Here is a 20,077-nt window from a genome sequence, read left to right as displayed (position 1 = left end):
ACTTAAGCGTACATATATGAAGTATACACCATCAACAACAGCCCATTATCGCATACGCACGCAAGGAGGTTTCTCAGCTATGGATAGCGGAACGCATTTGGTCATGGGCATCGGGCTCGCGGGGCTGGCCGCCGTCGACCCGGTCGTCGCCGGGGACCAGACGCTATACGCCGCCGTATTGATCGGCACCGTCGTCGGCTCGCAAGCGCCGGATCTCGACGGGTTGCTCCGGCTCAAGAGCAACGCCGCCTATATCCGCCACCACCGCGGCGCATCTCATTCCATTCCCGCCGTCGCGCTTTGGACGATCGCCATTTCCCTGCTCATCGAAGCGTTCTTTCGCTTCCGTCTCCCGTGGGTCCATGTCGGCGGCTGGGTGCTGCTCGCGGTTTGCGTCCACGTCTTCTCGGATTTGTTCAACACGTACGGGACGCAGGCGGCCAGGCCGTTTTCGCAAAAATGGATTTCGTGGAACATCATCCATATTTTCGATCCCGTCATCTTCGTCTCGCACCTCGTCGCTATCGCCTGCTGGGCGCTCAGGGTCGGCGACCCCGCGGTCATCTTCCCGCTGCTGTACGCCTTCCTGATCGTGTACTACATCTGGCGGACCGTGACCCATAAGACGCTGCAGCGGCGGCTTGCCCGGATCGATCCCGAATACCAGCCCGGCGACAAGCATATTCTGATCCCGACGATCTCCCTGTACGACTGGAACGTCGTCAAGAAGCGGCCGGACGGCCGGTTCTTCATCGGGGATTACCGGCAGGGCAAGCTGCGCTGGATCGACAGCGCCCGCTGCGAAGACCATCCCGCGATCGCCAAGTCGCGGAACGATCCGTCCATCCGCGCGTTCCTGTACTTCACGTCCTTCGCCTGCGCCGACGTGCAGGAGCATCCGTGGGGCTACGAGGTCCGCTGGTCGGACGTCCGCTACCGGCATCGCAAGCAGTATCCGTTCGTCGGCGTGCTGCTGATGGATAAGGAGCACAAAACGCTCGGCTCGTACGTCGGCTGGCTCAGCGACGAGCGGCTGCAAAAACGGCTGCGCATGAACACGTATTGACTCGGGAGGCCTCTTCTTGCAAAATAGAAGAGGCTTTCGCACGTCCGTACATGCAAAAACAGAAGCTCAAGGTTGCCCTTGAGCTTCTGGCCTCTGCTTCTTCGATCCGGTTATGGATTAACGGAACTGCGAGGAACCGGACAGTTGTTGCTCGGCGATTTGGACCAGCTTGCGCGTGATGTAACCGCCGAGGGAGCCGGCGTCGCGCGTCGAGAAGTTGCCGTAGTAGCCGTCTTGCGGAATTTGGATGCCCAGCTCTTGAGCCGCTTCATATTTCATTTGGTTCAGAGCTGCCGTAGCTTGCGGTACAACCAACGTATTGCTGCTTCCGTTGTTACGTCCTGCCATGTTGTAATTTCTCCTTTCAACTCTTACGATGGTGTGTTGCAAACTTATTATGATTCGTTCGCGAAGAGAATATGCTAACCTCGTGCAAATATTTGACGAGGTAAAGGAGTAGGTTTCCGTGTCCAAACCGATGGCGCTGTTCTTCGCCATTTTCTCGGTGCTGCTGATGTGCGCCACCGCGATTTCCATCAGCTATAGCGGCTGGCTCGCGCTCTTGTTTTTCGTGCTGACGATCTTCAGCATCGGAACGGGATTCATCGTCAACGCCAAAATGAGACGCCGCGGACAAGGGTAATCCCCGTCCGCGGCGTTCGTCTTTCTTCCCTATGCGTCCTTGCTGCCGGCCAAGCCTTCGCGCCGATTAACGCGGCAGCAGGAAGCCCATGCGTTCCTTCGCCGTGCGAAGCGTCTCGTTCGCGACGGCCGATACCTGCTCCGCGCCCCGCTTCAAGATGTCGTGAATCTCTCCCGAGCTGCGAATATCCGCGTACCGCCGCTGCAGCGGCTCCAGCTTCGCCACGACGTGCTCCGCCAACTCCTTCTTGAACGCCCCGTAGCCTTGACCTTCGTAGCGCGCCGCGATGTCGTCCAGCGTCATGTCCGCGCAGTGCGCGTAGATGCTCATCAGATTGCTGACCTCCGGCTTCTCGGCCGGATCGAACCGTACCTCGCGCCCGGAATCCGTCGTCGCCCGGCTGATCTTCTTGCGGATGACGTCGGGCGGATCCAGCAGCGCGATGTAGCTGGCCGGATTCGGGTTGCTCTTGCTCATCTTCTTGGACGCGTCGTCGAGCGACATGATGCGCGCGCCGACCTTCGGAATATACGGATCCGGGATGGTGAACGTGGCGCCGAAGCGCTGGTTGAACCGCTGCGCCAGATCGCGCGTCAGCTCCAGGTGCTGCTTCTGGTCGTCGCCGACCGGCACGAGATCGGCGTTGTAGAGCAGGATGTCCGCGGCCATCAGCGTCGGATACACGAAGAGGCCCGTGCCGACGGATTCCTTACCGCTCGACTTGTCCTTGAACTGCGTCATCCGCTCCAGCTCGCCCATGTAGGACAGCGTCGTGAACAGCCAGCCCAGCTCGGCATGCGCCGGCACGTGGGACTGCGCGAACACGCTCGCTCTGTCGGGATCGATGCCCGCCGCGATGAACAGCGCCGCGACCGATTCGGTCTGCTCCCGCAGTGCCGCCGGCTCCTGCGGCACGGTGATGGCGTGCAGGTCGACGACCATGAAGTAGCACTCATGGGTTTCCTGCAGCTTGACGAAATTTTGAATGGCTCCGATGTAGTTGCCCAGGGTCAGCTGACCGCTCGGCTGAATGCCGGATAATACGCGTTTCATGTCTGTACGCCTCCTTGAATTTAAACGCAAAAAAAGCCCTCCGCCGCAAGGGACGAGGACCGTGGTGCCACCCTAATTCATTTGCCCGCGTCCGCTTCCGCATTCGTGCTCGCGTCGGCGCGGCAAACCTCCAAGCTTCGTAACGCGAAGCGACACGGCGATGCATACGGCCGATCCCGGGGGATCGCTTTCCTCATCGCGGCTCGGGGATCCATTCGGCCTCGGACGTCCGCGCCGGTTTCCACCGACCACCGGCTCTCTGCAGCATTCGTCCGCGCTTACTTGTTCCCGTCATGGCTTTAGGACGATTATGACGCTCCGGCGCACGGATTGTCAAGTGGCAGGGGCGGACAAGAACCGCCGATGCGCCGCATAGGATAAAGAGCCGCCCGAGTTTGTCCGCGAGGCGGGACGGTTAATGATCCGTAAACGACTGCGAGGAGGAAATCCAGATGGCCAATCCTTGGTCGATGCCCGAATCGGAGAAATCCAGGCTTCCCGGTCCCCGGACCGTACCGCCCGCCGGCACCCGCCGCGCGCCCGCGGTCCAGCCGCGGAAACCGCGCCGCCGCATGGGCGTGCTCTCGTTCGCGAAGCAGCTGTACCGCCGGTACCAGGACGACGACGTGCAGGCGATGGGCGCGCAGCTGACGTATTATTTGATATTGGCGTTCTTCCCGTTCCTGATCTTCCTGATCGCGGTGCTCAGCTTCGCCGATCTGACGGTGAACGACGTCATCGACCGCATCCGGCCCGTAATGCCGCAATTGTCGGCCCAGACGATCGCGGACGCCCTCAAGGCGATACAAGATTCGCGCAGCGGCTCTCTGCTCTCGTTCGGCTTGCTGGTGGCGCTCTGGTCGGCGTCGAGCGGCGTCGCCGCGATCATGAAGGCGCTGAACAAAGCGTACGACGTCGAGGAGACGCGGCCGTTCTGGAAGGTCAAAGCCTATTCCCTCGTCTTCACCCTCGTGCTCGCGGTCGTAATCGGATTCAGCCTCGTCATGCTCATCTTCGGCCGCGTCATCGGGGACATGCTGTACCGCGAGACGCATCTGCCCGGCAGCATCGACGCCGTCTGGAGCATTGCTCAGTTTGCGATGCCGATCGCCGTAACGGCCGTCGTGTTCGCCGCCATGTACCTGTACGTGCCCAATCTACGGCTGCGGTGCCGCGAGGTCGTCCCGGGCGCGCTGTTCGCGACGTTCGGCTGGATCGCCGCGTCGCTCGCATTCTCGTACTACGTCAACAACTTCGGCAATTATTCCAAAACGTACGGCAGCATCGGCGGCATTATCGTCCTGCTGACGTGGCTCTACCTCTCGAGCATCATCCTCGTCCTCGGCGGAGAGATCAACGCCGTGCTGCATTTCGACCGGAACGGCATCGCCAAGGAGACCGGCAAGCAATTCGCCGTCTCGATCCCGCTGCTGAACCGGAACAAGGGCAAGAACGGCGGCAGGAACGACGGCAACAATTCGAAAACCGGCAAGGGCAAGATCACGTTCTGACGACGTCCCCTAAACCAAGCCCGCATTCCGGTCATACGGCTTCGGCTCGCCGCCGCTCGCCGCAGGCGATACGCCCGCCAATCGGCTGAAGCCCGGGCGCATTCGCCCATGCGGAAAAGCCGCAGCGCCCCTGCGCCGCGGCTTTCGCTCGTCCGTCACTGAATCTGCTTCAAATACGCCGCCAGATCGGCGATTTCCTCATCGGACAGCTCCGACGTACGGCCGTGCCGGTCGCCGGCCCGTTTAACGACGTCCTCCAGCGTCGGCGCGCTGCCGTCGTGCAAATACGGCGCCGTCGCATAGACGCCGCGCAGCGTCGGCGTGTCGTAGACGCCCCGTTGGCGCTGGTTGGCGAACGCCCCGCGCGCGTCGCCGCCGTAATCGGTGTCCGCGCCGTTCACGGTCCCGACGTCGTGCAGGAAGTCCGTGTCGGCCGTCGTCAGCTTGCCGTCCGGCCCGACGGCCATCGCGCTGTCCGTCAGGACGTCCGTCGCATGGCACGCAATGCACTGCGCCTTGCCCTCGAAGATCGCCTTGCCCCGCTGCGCGTCCGCGGTCAGCTGGCCGTCCGCCGTCCGAAACGGGCTTTGCGGTACCGGGAACGCGTCCGGCATGGTCATGTACGCCTCCAGCGCATCGAACAGCTTCCGCGCGTCCGCCGGCAGCGGCTTCGCCGGATCGACCTCGCTCAAGCCGCCCATCTCGCCCTGCACCGTATGGATGTAATCGTAGAAGTCGTCGCGGCTGCCGTCCCACATGAAGAGCCCCGTCTCGAATGCCAGCACGTTGCTCGGCACGTTGCGCGGCCCTCTGGCTGTCATGATCGACAGCCGGTCGACCTCGCCGTCGGAATGGCAGGACGCGCAGCTCATCCAGTTGTTCCCCGCAAGCGGATTGTCGTCGGAATTCGCGCTGTAGAACAGCGTCTTCCCGAGCCGCTGCTGCGCGTTCAGCCGATCCTTCGCGATCAGCTTGACCGGCTCGCCGTCCACGCGGGCCTGCCCGCCCTCTTCGTCCGCCGGCGGCAGCTTCACGACGGTCAGATCGTGCGAGCTCGCGTTATGCACGTACAGCGTGCCGCCGTCCGGCGAGAGCGCCATGCCGATGGGGAGATCGCCCGGCAAATGGTGGATGATCTGCCCCGCCCGGCCGCCCCGCGCCAAATCGAAGACGAGCAGATCCTCGCTGCCGCCCATGAGCGCGTACGCCTTCTTGCCGTCCGGGGAGAAGACGACATCCGTCGGATTCGAGACGATGATCGTCTTGCCGAATTTATCCTTGACGTCGATCGCCTTGAACAGCTCCTTGCGGGCTTTGGCGTCCTCCTTGCCCGTCCGCGCGTCCACGACGGACAGCGCCGGGAAGATCACTTCCTCGAACTGCACCGGCGTATCCGTGTTCGTCAGCAGATGCGCTTCCCACAGCGACCCGCCGTCCGGCGTCAGCCGTACCTGCTCCACCGTGTTCGGCGTTCCCTGGCTCAACTTCCGGTCGCTCGCGTCCGGCGAAGACGCTAATTTGACGCCGCCGACCCGCTTCATCGCCGCCGCGTCGAAGATCGACGTCTCCGCCGTCAAATAATCCGACACGTACAGCCTGCCGCCGTCCGCCGACAGCGCCAGCGCGCGCGGATTGCCGCCCGCTGGCGCGCTGCCCTTGACCTGCCGGGTTGCCGTATCGACGGCCGACACCGTGCCGGAACGGAAATTCGTGACGTACAGCGTCTTGCCGTCCGGGCTCGCGACGATGCCGTACGGCTCGATGCCCGTCTTGACCGAGCCGAGCACGCTGCCCTTGGCGATGTCGACCCATTCCACCGAATTCGCGTACCGGCATGTCACGTAGAGCGTCTTCCCGTCCGCCGACAAAGCCAGTTCGCGCGGCTCCTTGCCGACGGCGATCTCCTTCACGACCTTGCGGTCCTTCGCGTCGACGACGGACACCGTGTTGCTGTCGCCGTTCGCCACGTAGAGCTTCTTTCCGTCCGGGCTCAAGACGATGCTGCTGCCGGATTGGGGAGCCGGGACCGCCTTCACCCCGTCATGGGCGCAGGAGCCGAGCAATGCCACGGCGGCGAGCGCTCCAGCACCCGCCGCCGCCATGATCGCGCGCCGTCCGTTAATCGGTAACTTCGACCGGAAGAAGGATCGGAGCAATCCCATGTTCACCATGTCCCTTCTGAATTTGCGGCACCGTGTCGCCGTCGGTATTGCCGGAATCGTCGCCTTCCTTATACACGTCGCCGGTATCCCAGAATTCGCTGGCCTGCATGCCCTCGTCGAGCTTCGGCCCGTTGACGACCTGCTTGAAGAACGTCACGTAGCGCGCTTGAATCGCGCTTTGGTCCAGCGGCTTCGGCGCGTCCGCGTCGCCGCTCGTGTTCTTCAGGTGCTCGAGCGCCAAGCGCAGCACCGCGGACACCCCGCCCGCCGTGAAGGCGTCGTAGCTTGCTTTGCCGGCGTTCGACTTATAGGCTTTCAGGCCGTCGTCCCACAGCTTCTCGTCCATGGCCGCGTACAGCTTGCGGGCCGCGTCGCGGTACTTCTCGTCCTCGGTGACGAGGAACGCGGACGTCAGCCCGCGGATGCCGCCGATCTGCGCCTGCAGCGAAGTATCCGCGCTCGCTTCGCCCTTCGCGGTGTCGTAGCCGGTGACGGCCAGGCCGTCCTTGTTGATCAGCGAATGGAGGATAAAATCCGCCTGCTTCACGATCATGTCCTTCGCTTCGGCGCCCTGCGGCGTCTTCAGCCCTTCGGCTGCTTCGCCGTTCGCGTAGCCGACCGGCAGGCCGTCGATGGCGCGCTCGAACATGCGCAGCGCCTCGATCGTGTAGCCCGCTTGGAACGTGTCCACCTGCGTGCCCTGCGCCGAGCCGTCCGACTCCGTCACGAACGCGCCGGCTTGATCGTTCCAGTGACGGTTCTTCACGTTGTCGAACACGGCCAGCAGCACGTCATGCGCGACGGTGTACGGGTCCGCGGAGGCGACATCGTTGCCGTCGTCGGCGTCCGTGTTGACCGCCGGCGCCGCCGGGAACGGATCGCCGTCGAAGACGCGCGCGAACGCCGGATTGCGGTTCGGGTTCGCCGGACGCTGGTCGGCCATGCCGAAGAACTCCGACGTCGGCCAGAGCATCAGCCATTGATCCTGCAGCAGGCTGCGGCCGTCGGATACCTTCAGGCTTTTGATGCCGGCGAAGTCCTTATTGCCGTCCTCCTCAACGTCGACCGCGTGCGGCAGGTAGCCGCCGGACGAGGCCGTCAGCGCGCCGAGCGACTTGGCGGAAGCGTCATAGAACAGATTGTCGCGGACGTACAGCAGCTTGTTCCATACCTCGTCGGTCAAGATCATGCCCTGCATGCCGTCCACGGAGCTGACGCCGAGCTTCAGCCCCTGCTCGCCCTCCGGTCCTTCCTTCGCCTCCGACGCGTCCACTTCCTCGTCGGTCTTCGCGTCGTGCAGGTTGCCGAGGAAGTCCCCGGCCCACAGCGACTGCTTCAGCATCGCGGCGCCGTAAGCGGCCGGCACGAGCTGCTTCTTCATCTTGTCGCGGTCCCAGCGGAGCGTCGCGAAGTTCACTTGGTAATTCGGGATATACGCGCCATCCTCGCCGTCCGCGAATTTGCCGGTATCGACCCGCTGCGAGTAATGCGGATCGCCGGACGCGTACTCGATGAACGTCGGGAACATATTCTGTTGGAGCTCCTCCGCCGGCTGGCCGACGCCCTCGGCCATATGCTGGAATCGGGAGGCGAGCAGCTCGTTGTTCGAGACGCCGCCGGCTTTCGCTTCCAGCGCCGTCGCCGGTCCGTTCGCGAGATGCAGGCCGAGCCCGGACTTCTCCACGACCTCGTACATGGCCTCCTCGGAATACTCGTACGATTCGATGCCCGCTTTATAATCGAACGCGGTCGGTTCGTCGATCTTGCCCGCATCCAGCACGTCGAGATCGACGCCGAGCGATTCCGCGAGCGGTTCGCCCGACAGCTCGAATTCCGCGTACGCGAACATATTGCCGGCCGTGTCGAAATTGTAGTCCGTCACCCGGACGTGCACGTCATCGCCGCTGCAGCCCGTTGCCGCGACCGAGACCGCCAGCAGCGCGCACATCGCGGCGGCTCTATTCGTTGTGTTGCGCCATTTCATCGAATGAAGTCCCCTTACCTATTGAGAGTGAATGGATGGAAAATCATTCATTCCTAATTAACAATGATAATCATTATCACACAAGCCGAATTCTACTCTTTTTCCCCTGGATTGGCAACGTTTTTTTGCGGACCGCGAGATTTCGGCGCAAGTTTGTCCTGCGCGCGGACGGGCCCGCATACCTTAATCTTAGCCGCGTTTACATCGTGCCTCCGACGCGCGAGCGGCGGGAAAGGAGCTTCGGCGACGTGCACGATTTCCAGCATATTTTCATCAGCATTATTATAGAAGCGTTCCCGTTCATCCTGCTCGGCGTCCTCGCGTCGGCCGTGCTGCAGGTGTTCGTGTCCGACCGGCTGATCGCGCGGCTGACCCCGCGCAATCCCGTCGCCGGCGTGCTGTTCGGCTGCCTCCTCGGACTGCTGCTGCCGCTGTGCGAATGCGGCATGATCCCGATCGTCCGCCGGCTCATCCGCAAAGGCATGCCGCCCTACATCGGCATGGTGTTCATCTTCGCGGGGCCGATTCTGAACCCGATCGTGTTCGCCTCCACCCTGAGCGCGTTCGGCGCCGACCCTGCGATCGCTTACGCCCGGATGGGCCTCGCATTCTTCGTCTGCCTCCTGCTCGGCTTCGCGCTGTACGCGTTCATGAAGCGCAGTCCGCTCAAGCTCGGCCTGCATTCCTTCGTCTCGCCCGGGCGCCGGCCGGAGGGCGATTACCAGTACAATCACGGCCACGCGAACGGCGGCATCGCGCAGCGCGTGCAAGCGACGTTCACGCACGCGTCGGAGGAATTTTTCGATATCGGCAAATATTTGATCATCGGCGCCTTCGTCGCCGCGCTCGCGCAGTCGTACGCCGATCCGGGCCTCCTGACGGCCGTCGCCGGCACGCCCGCGCTGGCTTCGCCGTTCATGATGGCGGCCGGCTTCGCGCTGTCGCTCTGCTCGACGTCCGACGCCTTCGTCGCCTCGTCGTTCCAAGGCGTCTTCGGCCCCGGCGCGCTGCTCGCGTTCCTCGTATTCGGCCCGATGGTCGACGTCAAGAACGTCCTGCTGCTCTTCTCCACTTTCCGCAGCCGCGCCATCGTCGGCATCATCGCGTTTCTGATCGCCGCGGTCTGGATCGGATCGCTGCTGACGGAGAAGCTCGTATTCGGATCCGCATGAACGATCGCAACCACGCGAATCCCGCTCACTTACGAAGGAGGTCATACGCCATGCCGCCCCTTTCGACTAGGCAGCGAAGAACGATCGCGCATCATCTGATCCGGTGCTGCATCCTCAGCGCCTTCGGCTACTACATCGTCTTCCTGACGCGCACCGGCGCCCTCGTCCGCTACGTCGAGCCGAATCTCGCCGCAGCCGTCAAGCTGTCCGCGATCGGCCTGTTCGCGACGGCCATCTACCAGCTTCACGCCGCGCTGCAGGAATGGCAGGGCAACTCGGCCGCCCCCTGCGACTGCAACCACGAGCCATCGTCTTCGCTTGCCGCGAACGTGCTCTTGTACGGGCTGTTCATGCTTCCGCTAGCGCTCGGCTTCGCGTTCTAAATTGGAAATAATTATATGCCGAATCGGACCGGTCACGCAGAATAAACGCTTCCAACGCCCCCATACTAAGGGTACGCGAAGGAGGTGAACACGAATGGCGAACAACCGCAGCAAGCTCGTCCCGCAATGCAATGCGGCGCTCGATCAGATGAAATACGAGGTGGCCCGCGAAATCGGCGTGGCGATCCCGCAAGACGGGTACTACGGCATGATGGCGACCCGCGACGCCGGCGCGCTCGGCGGCAACATCACGCGCAGACTCGTGCAAATGGCGGAAATGCAGCTTGCAGGAACGGCTTCCCGGTAACGGCTAAGCGCAGTTCCTCCAAGGCAGCCGCTCGCGAGCGCTTCACGCGTCGCACATCCGTTTCAATCAAGACGAAAAAAAGCTGCCCCATGCGCCGAGGCAGCTTCTTTGTTATGTATCAAGGCGGGTCAAGGCGCGTCGCGCAAGGTATGCGTCCCGTGCTTCGGCGTATACCGGAACATGCCGCTCGCCAGATTATAATTGCTCTCGAAGAGAATGCCCGCCGTCCACGCGCCTGACCGGACCGAGAAGTCGTACATAATCTCGCCGTGCGTCCAGCTGCGCTTCAGCTTGATGGAATCGAGCGCCATCTGGCGGAACGCCTGCACCTGCTCGCGAGTCATCCCTTGCTCCGGCGGCCCGATCCGCCCGTTTTTGCTTTCGATGGGGTTATGGCGGACGCCATACTTCCCGACGACATTGTTTCGGATTTGAATGATTACGGTACCCGCTAACGAATGAAGCAGCTCGTCTTCCAACTGTCTAAACACGAAATCGATTTGCCGAGATAAAGGCATTGCCTCCAGATTCACTATTCCCGCCTCCGTCGTCCTGTTTTAGATGAGACATGTGCATATCATCCAATGGACCCATTATAGGACAACTTTCCCAATCTTACAACAGTTTTTTACAATAACCTTACAGCCATTTTGGTTCTTTAGACATACTTAAACAAGAACATTACAGTACTTCAGGCATGATTCCGTCTGATCAGAGCGTAACGAGCAGATCGGTTCGGTCCAGACGGTCGTGTCCGGGCAGCAGCAAGAGCCGCCCCCGGTCATGGCCGGTGGCGGCTCTTTGTCTGCTTGCGCAGCGCGCGTATCCGCGCGGATGTGGAGCGCGCGGCGGCCGTGAGCGCGCTTGGCCGGCGGACGCTTCGGCCAGCCGAGCAGCGTCCGCCGGCGTTTAGCGCTCGTTTCCCGTTACAGCCCCTTGCCGTACTCGTAACCGACCGCGCTCAAGAACGCGCGCGCCAGCACGGCATGGCCGATCTGGTTCGGGTGGACGCGGTCCCACGCGAGCGTGCCGGCATACAGATGCTCCAGCACGGCGTTGAACGCCGCCTGCGTGTCGACGAACAGCGTGCCGTACTTCTCGGCCACGCGCTTGACAGCGGTGCCGTAGCGGTCCATCTGCGCCCGCATGAGGTCGCGCTCGTTCGCTTCGATGTAGAACGGCGTCATCAGCACGAGCCCTTTCAGCTGCGGCAGTGTCGCCGCGACCAGCGATTCCAGCGTCGCCTCGTACTCATCCAGATAGACGTGCGACTCCTTGATCGTCGGCGTGTCGAACTGCCGCCAGACGTCGTTGGTGCCGATCATGATCGACAGCCAGTCCGGCTTCAGGTCCAGCACGTCGGTCTGCCAGCGTTCCTTCAGATCGCGCACGTTATTGCCGCTCGTCCCCATGTTCGTCACGCGGATGCCGCGCTCCGGATACGTCGCCGAGAGCAGGGCGTCGACGAGGCCTGCGTAGCCTTTGCCGATTGCGTCGAACAAGCCTTCCCCAACCGGTCTCGCCCGGCCGCAGTCGGTAATGGAATCGCCGATCATGACCAGTCTTTCGTTATTGCCGATAAGCATGCTGCGTCAGCCTCCTCTTAATAAGCGCCCAGGAAAAATTGAATCGTCTTGTCGTTGAAGCCCGGCAAGCCTTCATGGCCGAAATCCGGGTAAATTTCGAGCCGCTTCGGCGCCGTGATTTTGTTGTATGCGGCGAATTGCGACGACGGCGGGCAGATCGTATCCATCAGGCCGACGCCCATCATCACTTCGCCCCGGACGCGGCTTGCCAGATGCTGAATGTCGATGTACCCGAGCTTCGTGAAAATCTCGTCCTCCCGCTTATGCTGCGGATCGAAATGCCGGAAGTACGTGCGCAGCTCCGCGTACGCATCCTTGGCCAAGTCCATCTGCCACACCCGGCGGTAGTCGCTCAGGAACGGAAACACCGGCGCCAGCTTCTTGACGCGCGGCTCCAGCGCGGCGCAGGCGATCGTCAAGGCGCCGCCCTGCGAGCCGCCCATGGCGTAGACGCGCTCCGGATCCACTTCCGGGCTGTCGATCGCGATGCCTGCCAGCTGCGCGCAATCCAGGAAGACGTGGCGGAACAGCAGCTCGTCCGGATGATCGTCCAAGCCGCGGATGATATGGCCGTTCAGCGTCGTGCCCGTTACGCCCCCGCTGTCCTGCGAATAACCGCCTTGCCCGCGGACGTCCAAGGCGAAGATGGAGAAGCCTAGCGATACGATGCCGAGCTTGTCCGTCCAATCGCCGGCGCTGCCGCTGTAGCCGTGAAATTGGATGACCGCCGGATGCGGCCGCTCCGCCTGGCGCGGACGCGCGTACTTGGCATGAATCCGCGCGCCCCGGACGCCTGTGAAATATAAGTCGAAGCATTCGGCCGCCGGCGTCTGGAATTCGCTCGGTACGAGCTCGACCGCGGCGTCGACGGCGCGCATCTCCGCCAGCGCCCGTTCCCAATAGTCATCGAAATCGGCAGGCTTCGGATTGAGTCCTGAATACGTTTGCAATTCATTCAGCGGCATATCGATCATTGGCATCGGCACGCTACCCCTTTTCGCTTGAAATGAGTTCCTCCTCATGGTACGTCTTCCATACACCGCTGTAAAGTAGCGATTCCGATATTCGTGAATGCGCGATTACGCCCGCGGGCAAAATGACATCATGAAGGAGGGACGGCCATGCGAAGATGGGGGGATGCGCGAAAAGCGCTGCTGCTGGCGGTTTGCATGCTGCTGGCTGCGTCCGCGGGGGCGGAGCCGGTCGGCGGCATGCGGTCGGCCGCGGCGGGAAGCGAGTACCGTCAACAAGCGGCGCAGCAGCCTGAGGAGACCGGCGCGTTCTCCGGCGCCCAGCGCCCCAAGAAAAAGCGGCCCGCGATCTCGTGGGTGGCGCTGCAGCAGCGCTATCCCGGCGCCTTCGTCATCGGCGGCTCGCGGCGCTACCGCCGAGTCGCGCTGACGTTCGACGACGTGCCGGATCCCCGCTACACGCCGCAGGTGCTCGAGACGCTGGCGCGCTACAAGGTCCGGGCAACATTCTTCGTCGTCGGCCAGCGCGCGGCGGCCCATCCCGCGATCGTGCGGCGGATGCAGCGGGAAGGCCACATCATCGGCAATCATTCCTTGAACCATCCCGTCTTCTCGCGAATCTCGCTGTACGCCATGCAGCAGCAGGTTCTGCGGACCGACTGGATATTGCGGCCGCTCGTCGGCTACAGTCCGAGGTTCGTCCGGCCGCCATACGGCGAAATCACGCCGGCGCAGGTGGAATGGCTGCGCGGAAGAGGCTTCACGGTCGTCAACTGGGACGTCGACTCCGAGGACTGGCGAAGCATCGACAGCAGCGCCATTCTGATCAACATCAAGCGGACGCTGCAGCCGGGCTCCATCGTTCTGCAGCATGCCGGCGGCGGCACGGGGCAGGATCTGTCCGGCACGATCGCGGCGCTGCCGCGCCTGATCAAGCTGCTGCGGAGCAAAGGCTACGCGATCGTCACGCTGCCGGAACTGCTCGGGCGCCCGGCGGCCCGCCGGCTGCCCTGAGCCGGCCGGCGGCTGGCGAATGCCAGACGAGGCATCCGGCCGTGCGCGGGGCCGATTGCTGGAAGGAGCGGCAGCGCACCGACCGATCCGCTCGATCCGGTTACATGCGAACCATCAGCGCAAAAAACGGCAGCCCGCGCGGGGCTGCCGTTTGTCGTCGTGTGCCTATTTATTGAGGATGAAGACCTTGACATTCTGGAATCCGAACTTGCTTGCTTGACTCTGCGATTGCGGAACGAAAATATCGATTCGGTTGCCGGAGATGGCGCTGCCTTGGTCGGACGCGACCGCAAGCATGCCGCCGGACGGCAATCCGCCATGGTCGTAGCCGGTAATGAACACTTTGGTTCCCATCGGAATGACGTCGGGATCGACCGCGATCGTTCCGAGCTTCAGCGGATTGCCGAAGTAGTCGACGGGGCCCCAGCCGTTCTCGGAGGCCGCTGCCGTATAGGCGCTTGCTTTGACCTTCAAGACGTCCGAGTAGGCGTACGATTTGCCGTTTACCGTTACGCTGTCGCCTTGCGGCTTGGTGACGGCCGGCTTCTTAACGGCCGTTTGCTTAACGGTCGTCTGCTTAACGGTCGTTTTCTTGGCTTTCGAAGCGGTGGTTACCGCTTTCGCCGCCTTCTTCGCCGGCGTTTTCACGGCCATCTTCTCCGCGGATTTCTTCGCTTCGGCTGCCGGGGATTTCTTCGCCGCCGGAGCTTTGGCCTCTTGTTTCAGGATGCGTGCCGGACCTACGGTCTTGGCTTTATCGGCCGCCGGGATGACCAGCATCAAGCCGTCATAGATGTTGCCTGCCTCCACGAACGGGTTCGCTTGCTGCAGCAGGTCGACGCTGACGCCGAACTTTTGCGACAGCTTCCAGAACGTGTCGTTGTCTTTCGCTTTGTACGTGCCTTCCGCGTGCGCGGCTGCGCCTTGGGCGAAAATAACGAGGCCGAGCGCGGCGGCCACGATGCCCTTCTTCCAATGATGAAGATTCATGTTGTCGGTTCCTCCTTAAGATTTACGGTCCCATGCCCCTTCAGAAGCAGGCATAAGAACGTCATTACGAAGAGGACAGATCCGCCGAACGAGTGCGGAACAAAGACGCCATCTTCGCATGCGGCCTACGAGGTTAGTTGTCGGATTCGGGTCGAGGAGTTCGACCCTACGCGCGGGAACGCGCGATTCACCCCAGCGCCAAAGCGCGGTGAACCCGTCATGTGATGCCCATCAGATGACGAGAACGGAGCAACGTGACTTGCTCCCAAAAAATCCCCCGTACGAGTAATCGTTTCGGCTCGCGTAATAGGATAACACAGTCGCTCCGGGCAACCTACCGGTAAATCCGCCCAATAGGCCGCGCCTGTGCATCGTTTCACTCGTTTTTGGGCAAGGAAATCGTCACCGTCGTGCCTTTGCCGTGGGCGCTGGCGATGTCGATCCTGCCGCGGTGGCCTTCAATGATGCGATAGCAGATCATGAGGCCGAGCCCCGTCCCGCCGTCCTTCGTCGTGAAGAATGGACCGCCGAGCATAGGCAGCTGTTCTTCCGGAATGCCGATGCCCTGATCCTCGATCGACACCGCGATGTCCCGGCTGCCGGCCGACTTCAGCCGGATGGCGACGGATCCGCCCTGGGGCATCGCCTCGATCGCGTTCTTGAGCACGTTGACGAACACCTGCTTCAGCTGATTCTCCTCGCAGAGGAGCTCGGCCGTCTCGGCGTCGTAGCTGGCGGACAGCTGGACGTTGTTCATGATCGCCTGCGTCTCGAGCAGCGTCAGGACGCTCTGGATCGTCTTGACCAGGTCGTGCCGGCGGAATTGGTTCGCCTGCGGCTTGGCGAGCGCCATGAATTCCTGCACGATGGTATTGATCCGGTCCAGCTCCACGAGCATGATGTCGAAAAAATCGTGGTAGCTGTTGATCCTCGTTTTGAGAAATTTGGAAAATCCGATGAGGGACGTGAGCGGGTTGCGGATTTCGTGCGCGATGCCGGCCGCCATTTGGCCGACGACCGACAGCTTCTCGGATTGAATCAGCGCTTCCTCTTCCCGCTTCCGGTCGCGAATATCGCGGAACACGCTCTGCACGACCGTGCCTCTGCCGGGATAGTTGCGGATGCGGGTGCTCGAGACCTCGACGTCGATCATCTCGCCCGCGGCGCTGACCAGCTTCGACTCTTCGAACTCGTTGGGCTCGTCCGTGCCCATGATCGCCTGGAGCCGATGCCGCGCCGTCTCGCGGTAGTCGGGATGGAAGTAGTGGCTGACGAACGGCTTGGCGAGCAGTTCGGCTTCCGTCACCCCGAGCAGCCGCAGTCCGGCCTGGTTGGTGAATATGACCGTATCGCCGTCATGCACGAAGATCGGCTCCGGCAAATATTTGATCAGCCGGCGGTAGCTCATGGAATCGGGATGAAGATCGTGCGCATCCTGTTCCTTGCGCCCGACCGTCCGGAGCATAAGCGTTCGTTTCAACTTCGAAGCAAGCACGCGATTGCAGTAAACGGCTGTCCGCCTCATGGTCCGATCCATCCTCCGAAACGAGTCTCTTAGTCGTTATTCGCTTCGGAATCGCCAAACCCTGCGACATTAAAAACAATTAATGTTGCGCCATGCCCTTCGTCAGGATGGCGATGCCTTCGCCGAATATCGGCAGGATGCGGTCAAGCAGGATGTCCGTCGGCCCCGTATGACCGGCGTACGTGCTGACGAAGCCCTGGATGTAGTAGAACAGCACGCGGGCCCGGTTCGTCGCGGTCTCGCCGCTCTCGCCGCCTTCCGCTTCCGCAGCAGGCACGACCCGGTTCAGCGAATCGCGCATATACGCGAACAGGCGGTTGCGGATGACGTTGATCTCCAGCGCCGGCGCCGGATCATCGACCCGCACGGAGCCGGACATGAACAGCACCGTATGCAGGCTGCCGCTGCTCAGGCAGAAGACGACGTAACGGACGCACATTGCCTTCAGGCGCTCCAGAGGCGATGCATCCGCCTTCTCCAGCTCCTCGCGGAAGCCGCGCTCGAGCTCCAGCAGCGACGGAATGGCGATCTGCTGCAGCAGCTCTTCCTTGTTCTTGAAATACAAATAGATCGCCGTATGCGAGCAGCCTGCCCGCTTGGCGATTTCGCGCATCGTCACGTGCTCGTAGCCCTTCTCGGCGAACAGCTCGGCCGCGGATTGGCGGATCGCCGTCTTCATGTCTTCGGTCATTTGTTTCCTTCGCGTCGTCATCGTGGCGACATGCCCCCTCTATCAATCGCTAACCATTGGTTATATCATAAACGGCGCCCGCCCGAATGTAAAGAAAGGCGGCCCAAAGAAGGGCCGCCTTTCGCGTAAAGCGCGGGATTAACCGTCGTTTAGTTCGTGAATTCCTGTACCCACTCGCCGTTATAGTACGCCACGCCGATCTTGCCGTAGTGGCTGCCCAGGATGTTCGCCTTGTGGCCGGCGCTGTTCATCCAGGCCGTCATGACTTCCTGCGGCGTGCGCTGGCCCTTGGCGATGTTCTCGCCGGCGTAAGAATAGTTCACGCCGTAGGCACGCATCATATCGAATGGCGAGCCGTAGGTCGGGGAGTTATGGTCGAAGTAGTTCTTGGCGTACATGTCTTTCGCTTTGTCCATGGCGACCTTCGTCAGCAGCGCGTCGGATTTCAGCGCGGGCAGCCCCGCGTTCGCGCGCTCCTTGTTCACGAGCGTCACGACTTGCGATGCGAATTGGCTTTGGTCCGTCGTGCCCGTGCCCGGGTTCGTCGTGCCCGTGCCTGGGTTCGTCGTGCCTGTGCCCGGGTTCGTCGTGCCCGTACCTGGGTTCGTCGTACCCGTACCTGGGTTCGTTCCGGAGCCCGTGCCGGGGTGCCATCCGCCGGTTCCCGGTATGCTTACGATAATGCCGGGCCAGATGAAGTTCGGGTTCCCGAGGGACGGATTCGCGCCGAGCAGCGCGTTCAGGTCGATGCCGTATTTTTGAGCGATTTGATAAAGCGTGTCGTTGCTCGTCACTTTATACGTTACGGAAGCGTTCGGAGCCGCTGCCTCCGCTTTATTAAACGCCGCGCCTCCAAGCGCGATCAGTCCTGCCGCGAGAACGCTTGCGACGCCTATGCGAAACGGTTGCATGTTCATGAAATGATCCTCCTCATGTGCTAAAGTGTTGCCGGCCTTCCGACGCCACCCATGGTAACACGGGAGTAACCTTCTGATAACCCCATAAAATTTTCCATTGAAACCGGAACCATCGCGGGCATCAGGTCTGAATAAAGTAGTGCTGCAGCGCTTCGTCGTCGACGTAATCGAGGCTGTCCGCCTTCTTCAGATTGCACTCCGCGCAGGCGCAGACGCAGTTCGCCGGCGTGGATAAGCCGCCCTTGGACTTCGGCAGCACGTGGTCGATCGTGTCCCCGTAATTGCCGCAATACCGGCAGACGTAATCGTCCCGCTGCAGCACGAGAATCCGGAAATCGGCCTTCGTGTACAGCTTATGGATGAGGCCGGGGTGAATGATGCCCGCCGCGCCTTCCTCCACCATCCGGACGGCCATCTCCGTCGGAATCTCCGTCGACCAGCGCTTGCCCGTCTCGCGGCGGCCGCGCAGCCTTATCATCCCGCGCCCGCGGTCGTTCAAGAGCGACGTCTTGAACGAAAAATTGCCCTTCACGGGATGGATGGTCCGGTTCGGCGGGCGCCGGCCGGCGCCGGCCGGCGCTTCGGCGTCCCGCCCGGCCTGGCGCTTCGCAGCCTTCCCGCGGCGGCGCTTGCGCTTCCGCTTGCGCGGCGGCGCCTGCTCGGCCGCCGCACCGCCGGGCTCCGCCGCCGGCGCTTCCGGCGCCGGGACGCCGCCGTCCGCGGCCGCCGGCTCCGCGACATCGGCCGGCGCATCGGCGCGCGCCGGCGCCGCGGGCTCGGCCGCATCGCGCGCCGCGTCCTGCCGGCGCAGCTCCGCCGGCTTCTTCCTTCTGCGGCGCCGCTTCCGCTTCGGCTTCGCCGCCGCCTCGTCGTCCTCGGCGGCGGCGTCTTCCGCCGCAGCGCCTTTCGCGGCGGCACTCGCCGCGGCGGCGCCCACAGCCCCCGCGGCCGGCTCGCCCGCGCTAGCCGCCGTCCGCGGCGAGCGCCGCGCCGGCGCCGGGCCTGCGGCCGCCGTCTCCGCGGCCGCGGACGTCATCGCCGGCGCCCCCGCTTCGCCCGGCAGCTCCGCGACGCGCTTGCGCCGGCGGAGACACGCCCGGCAAGTGCCGCGCCTTCCCGCGCTTCCCGACCGCTTCGTATAGGCGGACAGCGGCTTTTCCGCACCGCAGACCGCGCATGTTTTCATTTCCGTCATCGTCGTTTCCGCTCCGTTCGTCTCGTTCATATCATAAGCCCGTGCAGCTTGCGAAACTGCTCCGGCGTCATGCCTTCCGCCTTGCCGAATGCCGCGATGAAATGGCTGGAATCCCGGTACCCCGACAGCTGGGCGATTTCCTTGATGGAGAGCTTGTTGTCGCCGAAGCTCATCATTTCCTTAGACTTCATGATGCGAAGCCGAATCAGATACGCATACGCCGTGATGCCGAACGCCTGCCGGAACAGGGAATTCAAGTACCGGGGGCTGATGTCGAGCTGCATCGCCATATCGGCCAGCCCGATCTCGGGGTCGCCGTACTGTTCGTCGAGCCAGTGCAGCAGCGGATCCAGCTTCTCCAGATGCTGATGGACGGACGAGCGTCCGCCTTTCTGGCCGTATATCTTCACCATCGTCAAAAACCGGTACAGCGCCGCCGAGGCGTTCAGCCCCGTCCGGTCCTCGTCCTTCTGCACCAGTTCGATCATCTGCACGAGCTGCGACGTAATCGGCGCGTCCTGGTTCCAGTGGAGCCATTCCGTATGCCGGATGCCGAGCGCCGCCAGCATGGAGCCGGCCAATTCGCCGCCGAAGGTCACGTACAGGGTCGACCACTTCTTGCCGCCTTTGGCGGCATAGGCGTGCGGCACGCCCGGGAAGAGCAGCGAGCCGTTGCCCGGGGGCAGCGCATACCGGCGCCCGTTCAGCACGAACTCCCCTTCGCCCTCCAGCGTCTGCAGCCAATGAAAGTTCGGATAGCCTTTCGTCCGATCTACCGATTCCTGATCCGGGTTGTAGCCGATGCTGTCCATATATAACGGCAAATCGAATTCGCCGAGCGTAAACATGTAACGATTCCGATGGGCATTCGCCTGCAAGATGCGATATTCATCCAGCTGTTCCATAT

Annotated in this window: 20 protein-coding genes and 1 riboswitch; of the genes, 7 read left to right on the top strand and 13 right to left on the bottom strand. The window is 62.5% G+C overall.

Features of this window, described 5'->3' with window-relative positions; genetic code table 11:
- The first annotated feature begins 79 nt into the window (after positions 1-79).
- Positions 80-1,066 (top strand): metal-dependent hydrolase, encoded by a 987-nt coding sequence (locus ACFPB1_RS07605; protein ID WP_379223644.1) that lies wholly within the window; start codon positions 80-82, stop codon positions 1,064-1,066.
- Positions 1,067-1,183: 117 nt separating this feature from the next.
- Here ACFPB1_RS07605 and ACFPB1_RS07600 read toward each other — a convergent pair whose 3' ends face one another.
- The gene (locus ACFPB1_RS07600; protein ID WP_379223641.1) at positions 1,184-1,414 is read right to left on the bottom strand and encodes a small, acid-soluble spore protein, alpha/beta type; all 231 of its coding nucleotides are present in this window, start codon (positions 1,412-1,414) and stop codon (positions 1,184-1,186) included.
- A gap of 118 nt (positions 1,415-1,532) precedes the next feature.
- Here ACFPB1_RS07600 and ACFPB1_RS07595 point away from each other — a divergent pair, with 118 nt between their 5' ends.
- On the top strand, positions 1,533-1,709 hold the full coding sequence (locus ACFPB1_RS07595) for a DUF5325 family protein (RefSeq protein WP_379223638.1): 177 nt from the start codon (positions 1,533-1,535) through the stop codon (positions 1,707-1,709).
- Positions 1,710-1,775: 66 nt separating this feature from the next.
- Here ACFPB1_RS07595 and trpS read toward each other — a convergent pair whose 3' ends face one another.
- A complete protein-coding gene (gene trpS / locus ACFPB1_RS07590) occupies positions 1,776-2,762 on the bottom strand; it encodes a tryptophan--tRNA ligase (protein WP_379223636.1) in 987 nt (328 codons plus the stop codon).
- A 452-nt stretch (positions 2,763-3,214) separates the two neighbouring features.
- On the opposite strand from trpS, the gene ACFPB1_RS07585 reads away from it, so the two are divergent.
- The gene (locus ACFPB1_RS07585) at positions 3,215-4,273 is read left to right on the top strand and encodes a YihY/virulence factor BrkB family protein (RefSeq protein ID WP_379223633.1); all 1,059 of its coding nucleotides are present in this window, start codon (positions 3,215-3,217) and stop codon (positions 4,271-4,273) included.
- A gap of 155 nt (positions 4,274-4,428) precedes the next feature.
- Here ACFPB1_RS07585 and ACFPB1_RS07580 read toward each other — a convergent pair whose 3' ends face one another.
- Positions 4,429-6,435 carry a beta-propeller fold lactonase family protein gene (locus ACFPB1_RS07580; protein ID WP_379223631.1) on the bottom strand — a complete coding sequence of 669 codons (2,007 nt, stop codon included), beginning with the start codon at positions 6,433-6,435 and terminating at the stop codon, positions 4,429-4,431.
- On the bottom strand, positions 6,392-8,419 hold the full coding sequence (locus ACFPB1_RS07575; protein WP_379223629.1) for a hypothetical protein: 2,028 nt from the start codon (positions 8,417-8,419) through the stop codon (positions 6,392-6,394). The genes ACFPB1_RS07580 and ACFPB1_RS07575 overlap by 44 nt, the downstream gene beginning before the upstream one ends.
- Before the next feature lie 248 nt (positions 8,420-8,667).
- Here ACFPB1_RS07575 and ACFPB1_RS07570 point away from each other — a divergent pair, with 248 nt between their 5' ends.
- From ACFPB1_RS07570 to ACFPB1_RS07560, 3 genes are all read left to right on the top strand, one after another.
- Positions 8,668-9,591: a permease gene (locus ACFPB1_RS07570; RefSeq protein ID WP_379223626.1), complete on the top strand. Its 924-nt coding sequence runs from the start codon at positions 8,668-8,670 to the stop codon at positions 9,589-9,591.
- Between the two features lie 50 nt (positions 9,592-9,641).
- Positions 9,642-9,974, top strand: a complete 333-nt coding sequence (locus ACFPB1_RS07565; RefSeq protein ID WP_379223624.1) for a DUF1980 domain-containing protein — start codon at positions 9,642-9,644, stop codon at positions 9,972-9,974.
- Between the two features lie 94 nt (positions 9,975-10,068).
- Positions 10,069-10,281, top strand: coding sequence for a small, acid-soluble spore protein, alpha/beta type (locus ACFPB1_RS07560; RefSeq protein WP_379223622.1), 213 nt, complete (start codon positions 10,069-10,071; stop codon positions 10,279-10,281).
- 128 nt (positions 10,282-10,409) lie between these two features.
- Here ACFPB1_RS07560 and ACFPB1_RS07555 read toward each other — a convergent pair whose 3' ends face one another.
- The 3 genes from ACFPB1_RS07555 to ACFPB1_RS07545 form a co-directional block, all read right to left on the bottom strand.
- The gene (locus ACFPB1_RS07555; protein WP_379223620.1) at positions 10,410-10,772 is read right to left on the bottom strand and encodes an O-methyltransferase; all 363 of its coding nucleotides are present in this window, start codon (positions 10,770-10,772) and stop codon (positions 10,410-10,412) included.
- 435 nt (positions 10,773-11,207) lie between these two features.
- Positions 11,208-11,867: an SGNH/GDSL hydrolase family protein gene (locus tag ACFPB1_RS07550; RefSeq protein WP_379223618.1), complete on the bottom strand. Its 660-nt coding sequence runs from the start codon at positions 11,865-11,867 to the stop codon at positions 11,208-11,210.
- A 17-nt stretch (positions 11,868-11,884) separates the two neighbouring features.
- The gene (locus ACFPB1_RS07545) at positions 11,885-12,847 is read right to left on the bottom strand and encodes an acetylxylan esterase (protein ID WP_379223616.1); all 963 of its coding nucleotides are present in this window, start codon (positions 12,845-12,847) and stop codon (positions 11,885-11,887) included.
- A gap of 141 nt (positions 12,848-12,988) precedes the next feature.
- On the opposite strand from ACFPB1_RS07545, the gene ACFPB1_RS07540 reads away from it, so the two are divergent.
- A complete protein-coding gene (locus tag ACFPB1_RS07540) occupies positions 12,989-13,852 on the top strand; it encodes a polysaccharide deacetylase family protein (RefSeq protein WP_379223614.1) in 864 nt (287 codons plus the stop codon).
- Positions 13,853-14,017: 165 nt separating this feature from the next.
- On the opposite strand, the gene ACFPB1_RS07535 is transcribed toward ACFPB1_RS07540, so the two are convergent.
- From ACFPB1_RS07535 to ACFPB1_RS07510, 6 genes are all read right to left on the bottom strand, one after another.
- Complete coding sequence (locus ACFPB1_RS07535; protein ID WP_379223611.1) at positions 14,018-14,842, bottom strand: 3D domain-containing protein; 825 nt, start codon at positions 14,840-14,842, stop codon at positions 14,018-14,020.
- Positions 14,843-14,950: 108 nt separating this feature from the next.
- Positions 14,951-15,152: riboswitch (cyclic di-AMP (ydaO/yuaA leader) on the bottom strand.
- Positions 15,153-15,218: 66 nt separating this feature from the next.
- The gene (locus ACFPB1_RS07530; protein WP_379223609.1) at positions 15,219-16,367 is read right to left on the bottom strand and encodes an ATP-binding protein; all 1,149 of its coding nucleotides are present in this window, start codon (positions 16,365-16,367) and stop codon (positions 15,219-15,221) included.
- Between the two features lie 79 nt (positions 16,368-16,446).
- Positions 16,447-17,079, bottom strand: coding sequence for a TetR/AcrR family transcriptional regulator (locus ACFPB1_RS07525; protein WP_379223607.1), 633 nt, complete (start codon positions 17,077-17,079; stop codon positions 16,447-16,449).
- Between the two features lie 128 nt (positions 17,080-17,207).
- A complete protein-coding gene (locus ACFPB1_RS07520; RefSeq protein WP_379223605.1) occupies positions 17,208-17,975 on the bottom strand; it encodes a CAP domain-containing protein in 768 nt (255 codons plus the stop codon).
- Positions 17,976-18,096: 121 nt separating this feature from the next.
- Positions 18,097-19,200 (bottom strand): HNH endonuclease, encoded by a 1,104-nt coding sequence (locus ACFPB1_RS07515; protein WP_379223603.1) that lies wholly within the window; start codon positions 19,198-19,200, stop codon positions 18,097-18,099.
- Entirely contained in the window at positions 19,197-20,075 is an 879-nt protein-coding gene (locus tag ACFPB1_RS07510; RefSeq protein WP_379223601.1) for an AraC family transcriptional regulator, read from the bottom strand. The genes ACFPB1_RS07515 and ACFPB1_RS07510 overlap by 4 nt, the downstream gene beginning before the upstream one ends.
- Positions 20,076-20,077 lie beyond the last annotated feature (2 nt).

It is taken from the genome of Paenibacillus sp. GCM10023250 (assembly GCF_042653205.1).
Taxonomy (GTDB): Bacteria; Bacillota; Bacilli; order Paenibacillales; family Paenibacillaceae; genus Paenibacillus_Z.
This window is presented reverse-complemented; position numbering and strand designations above follow the sequence as displayed.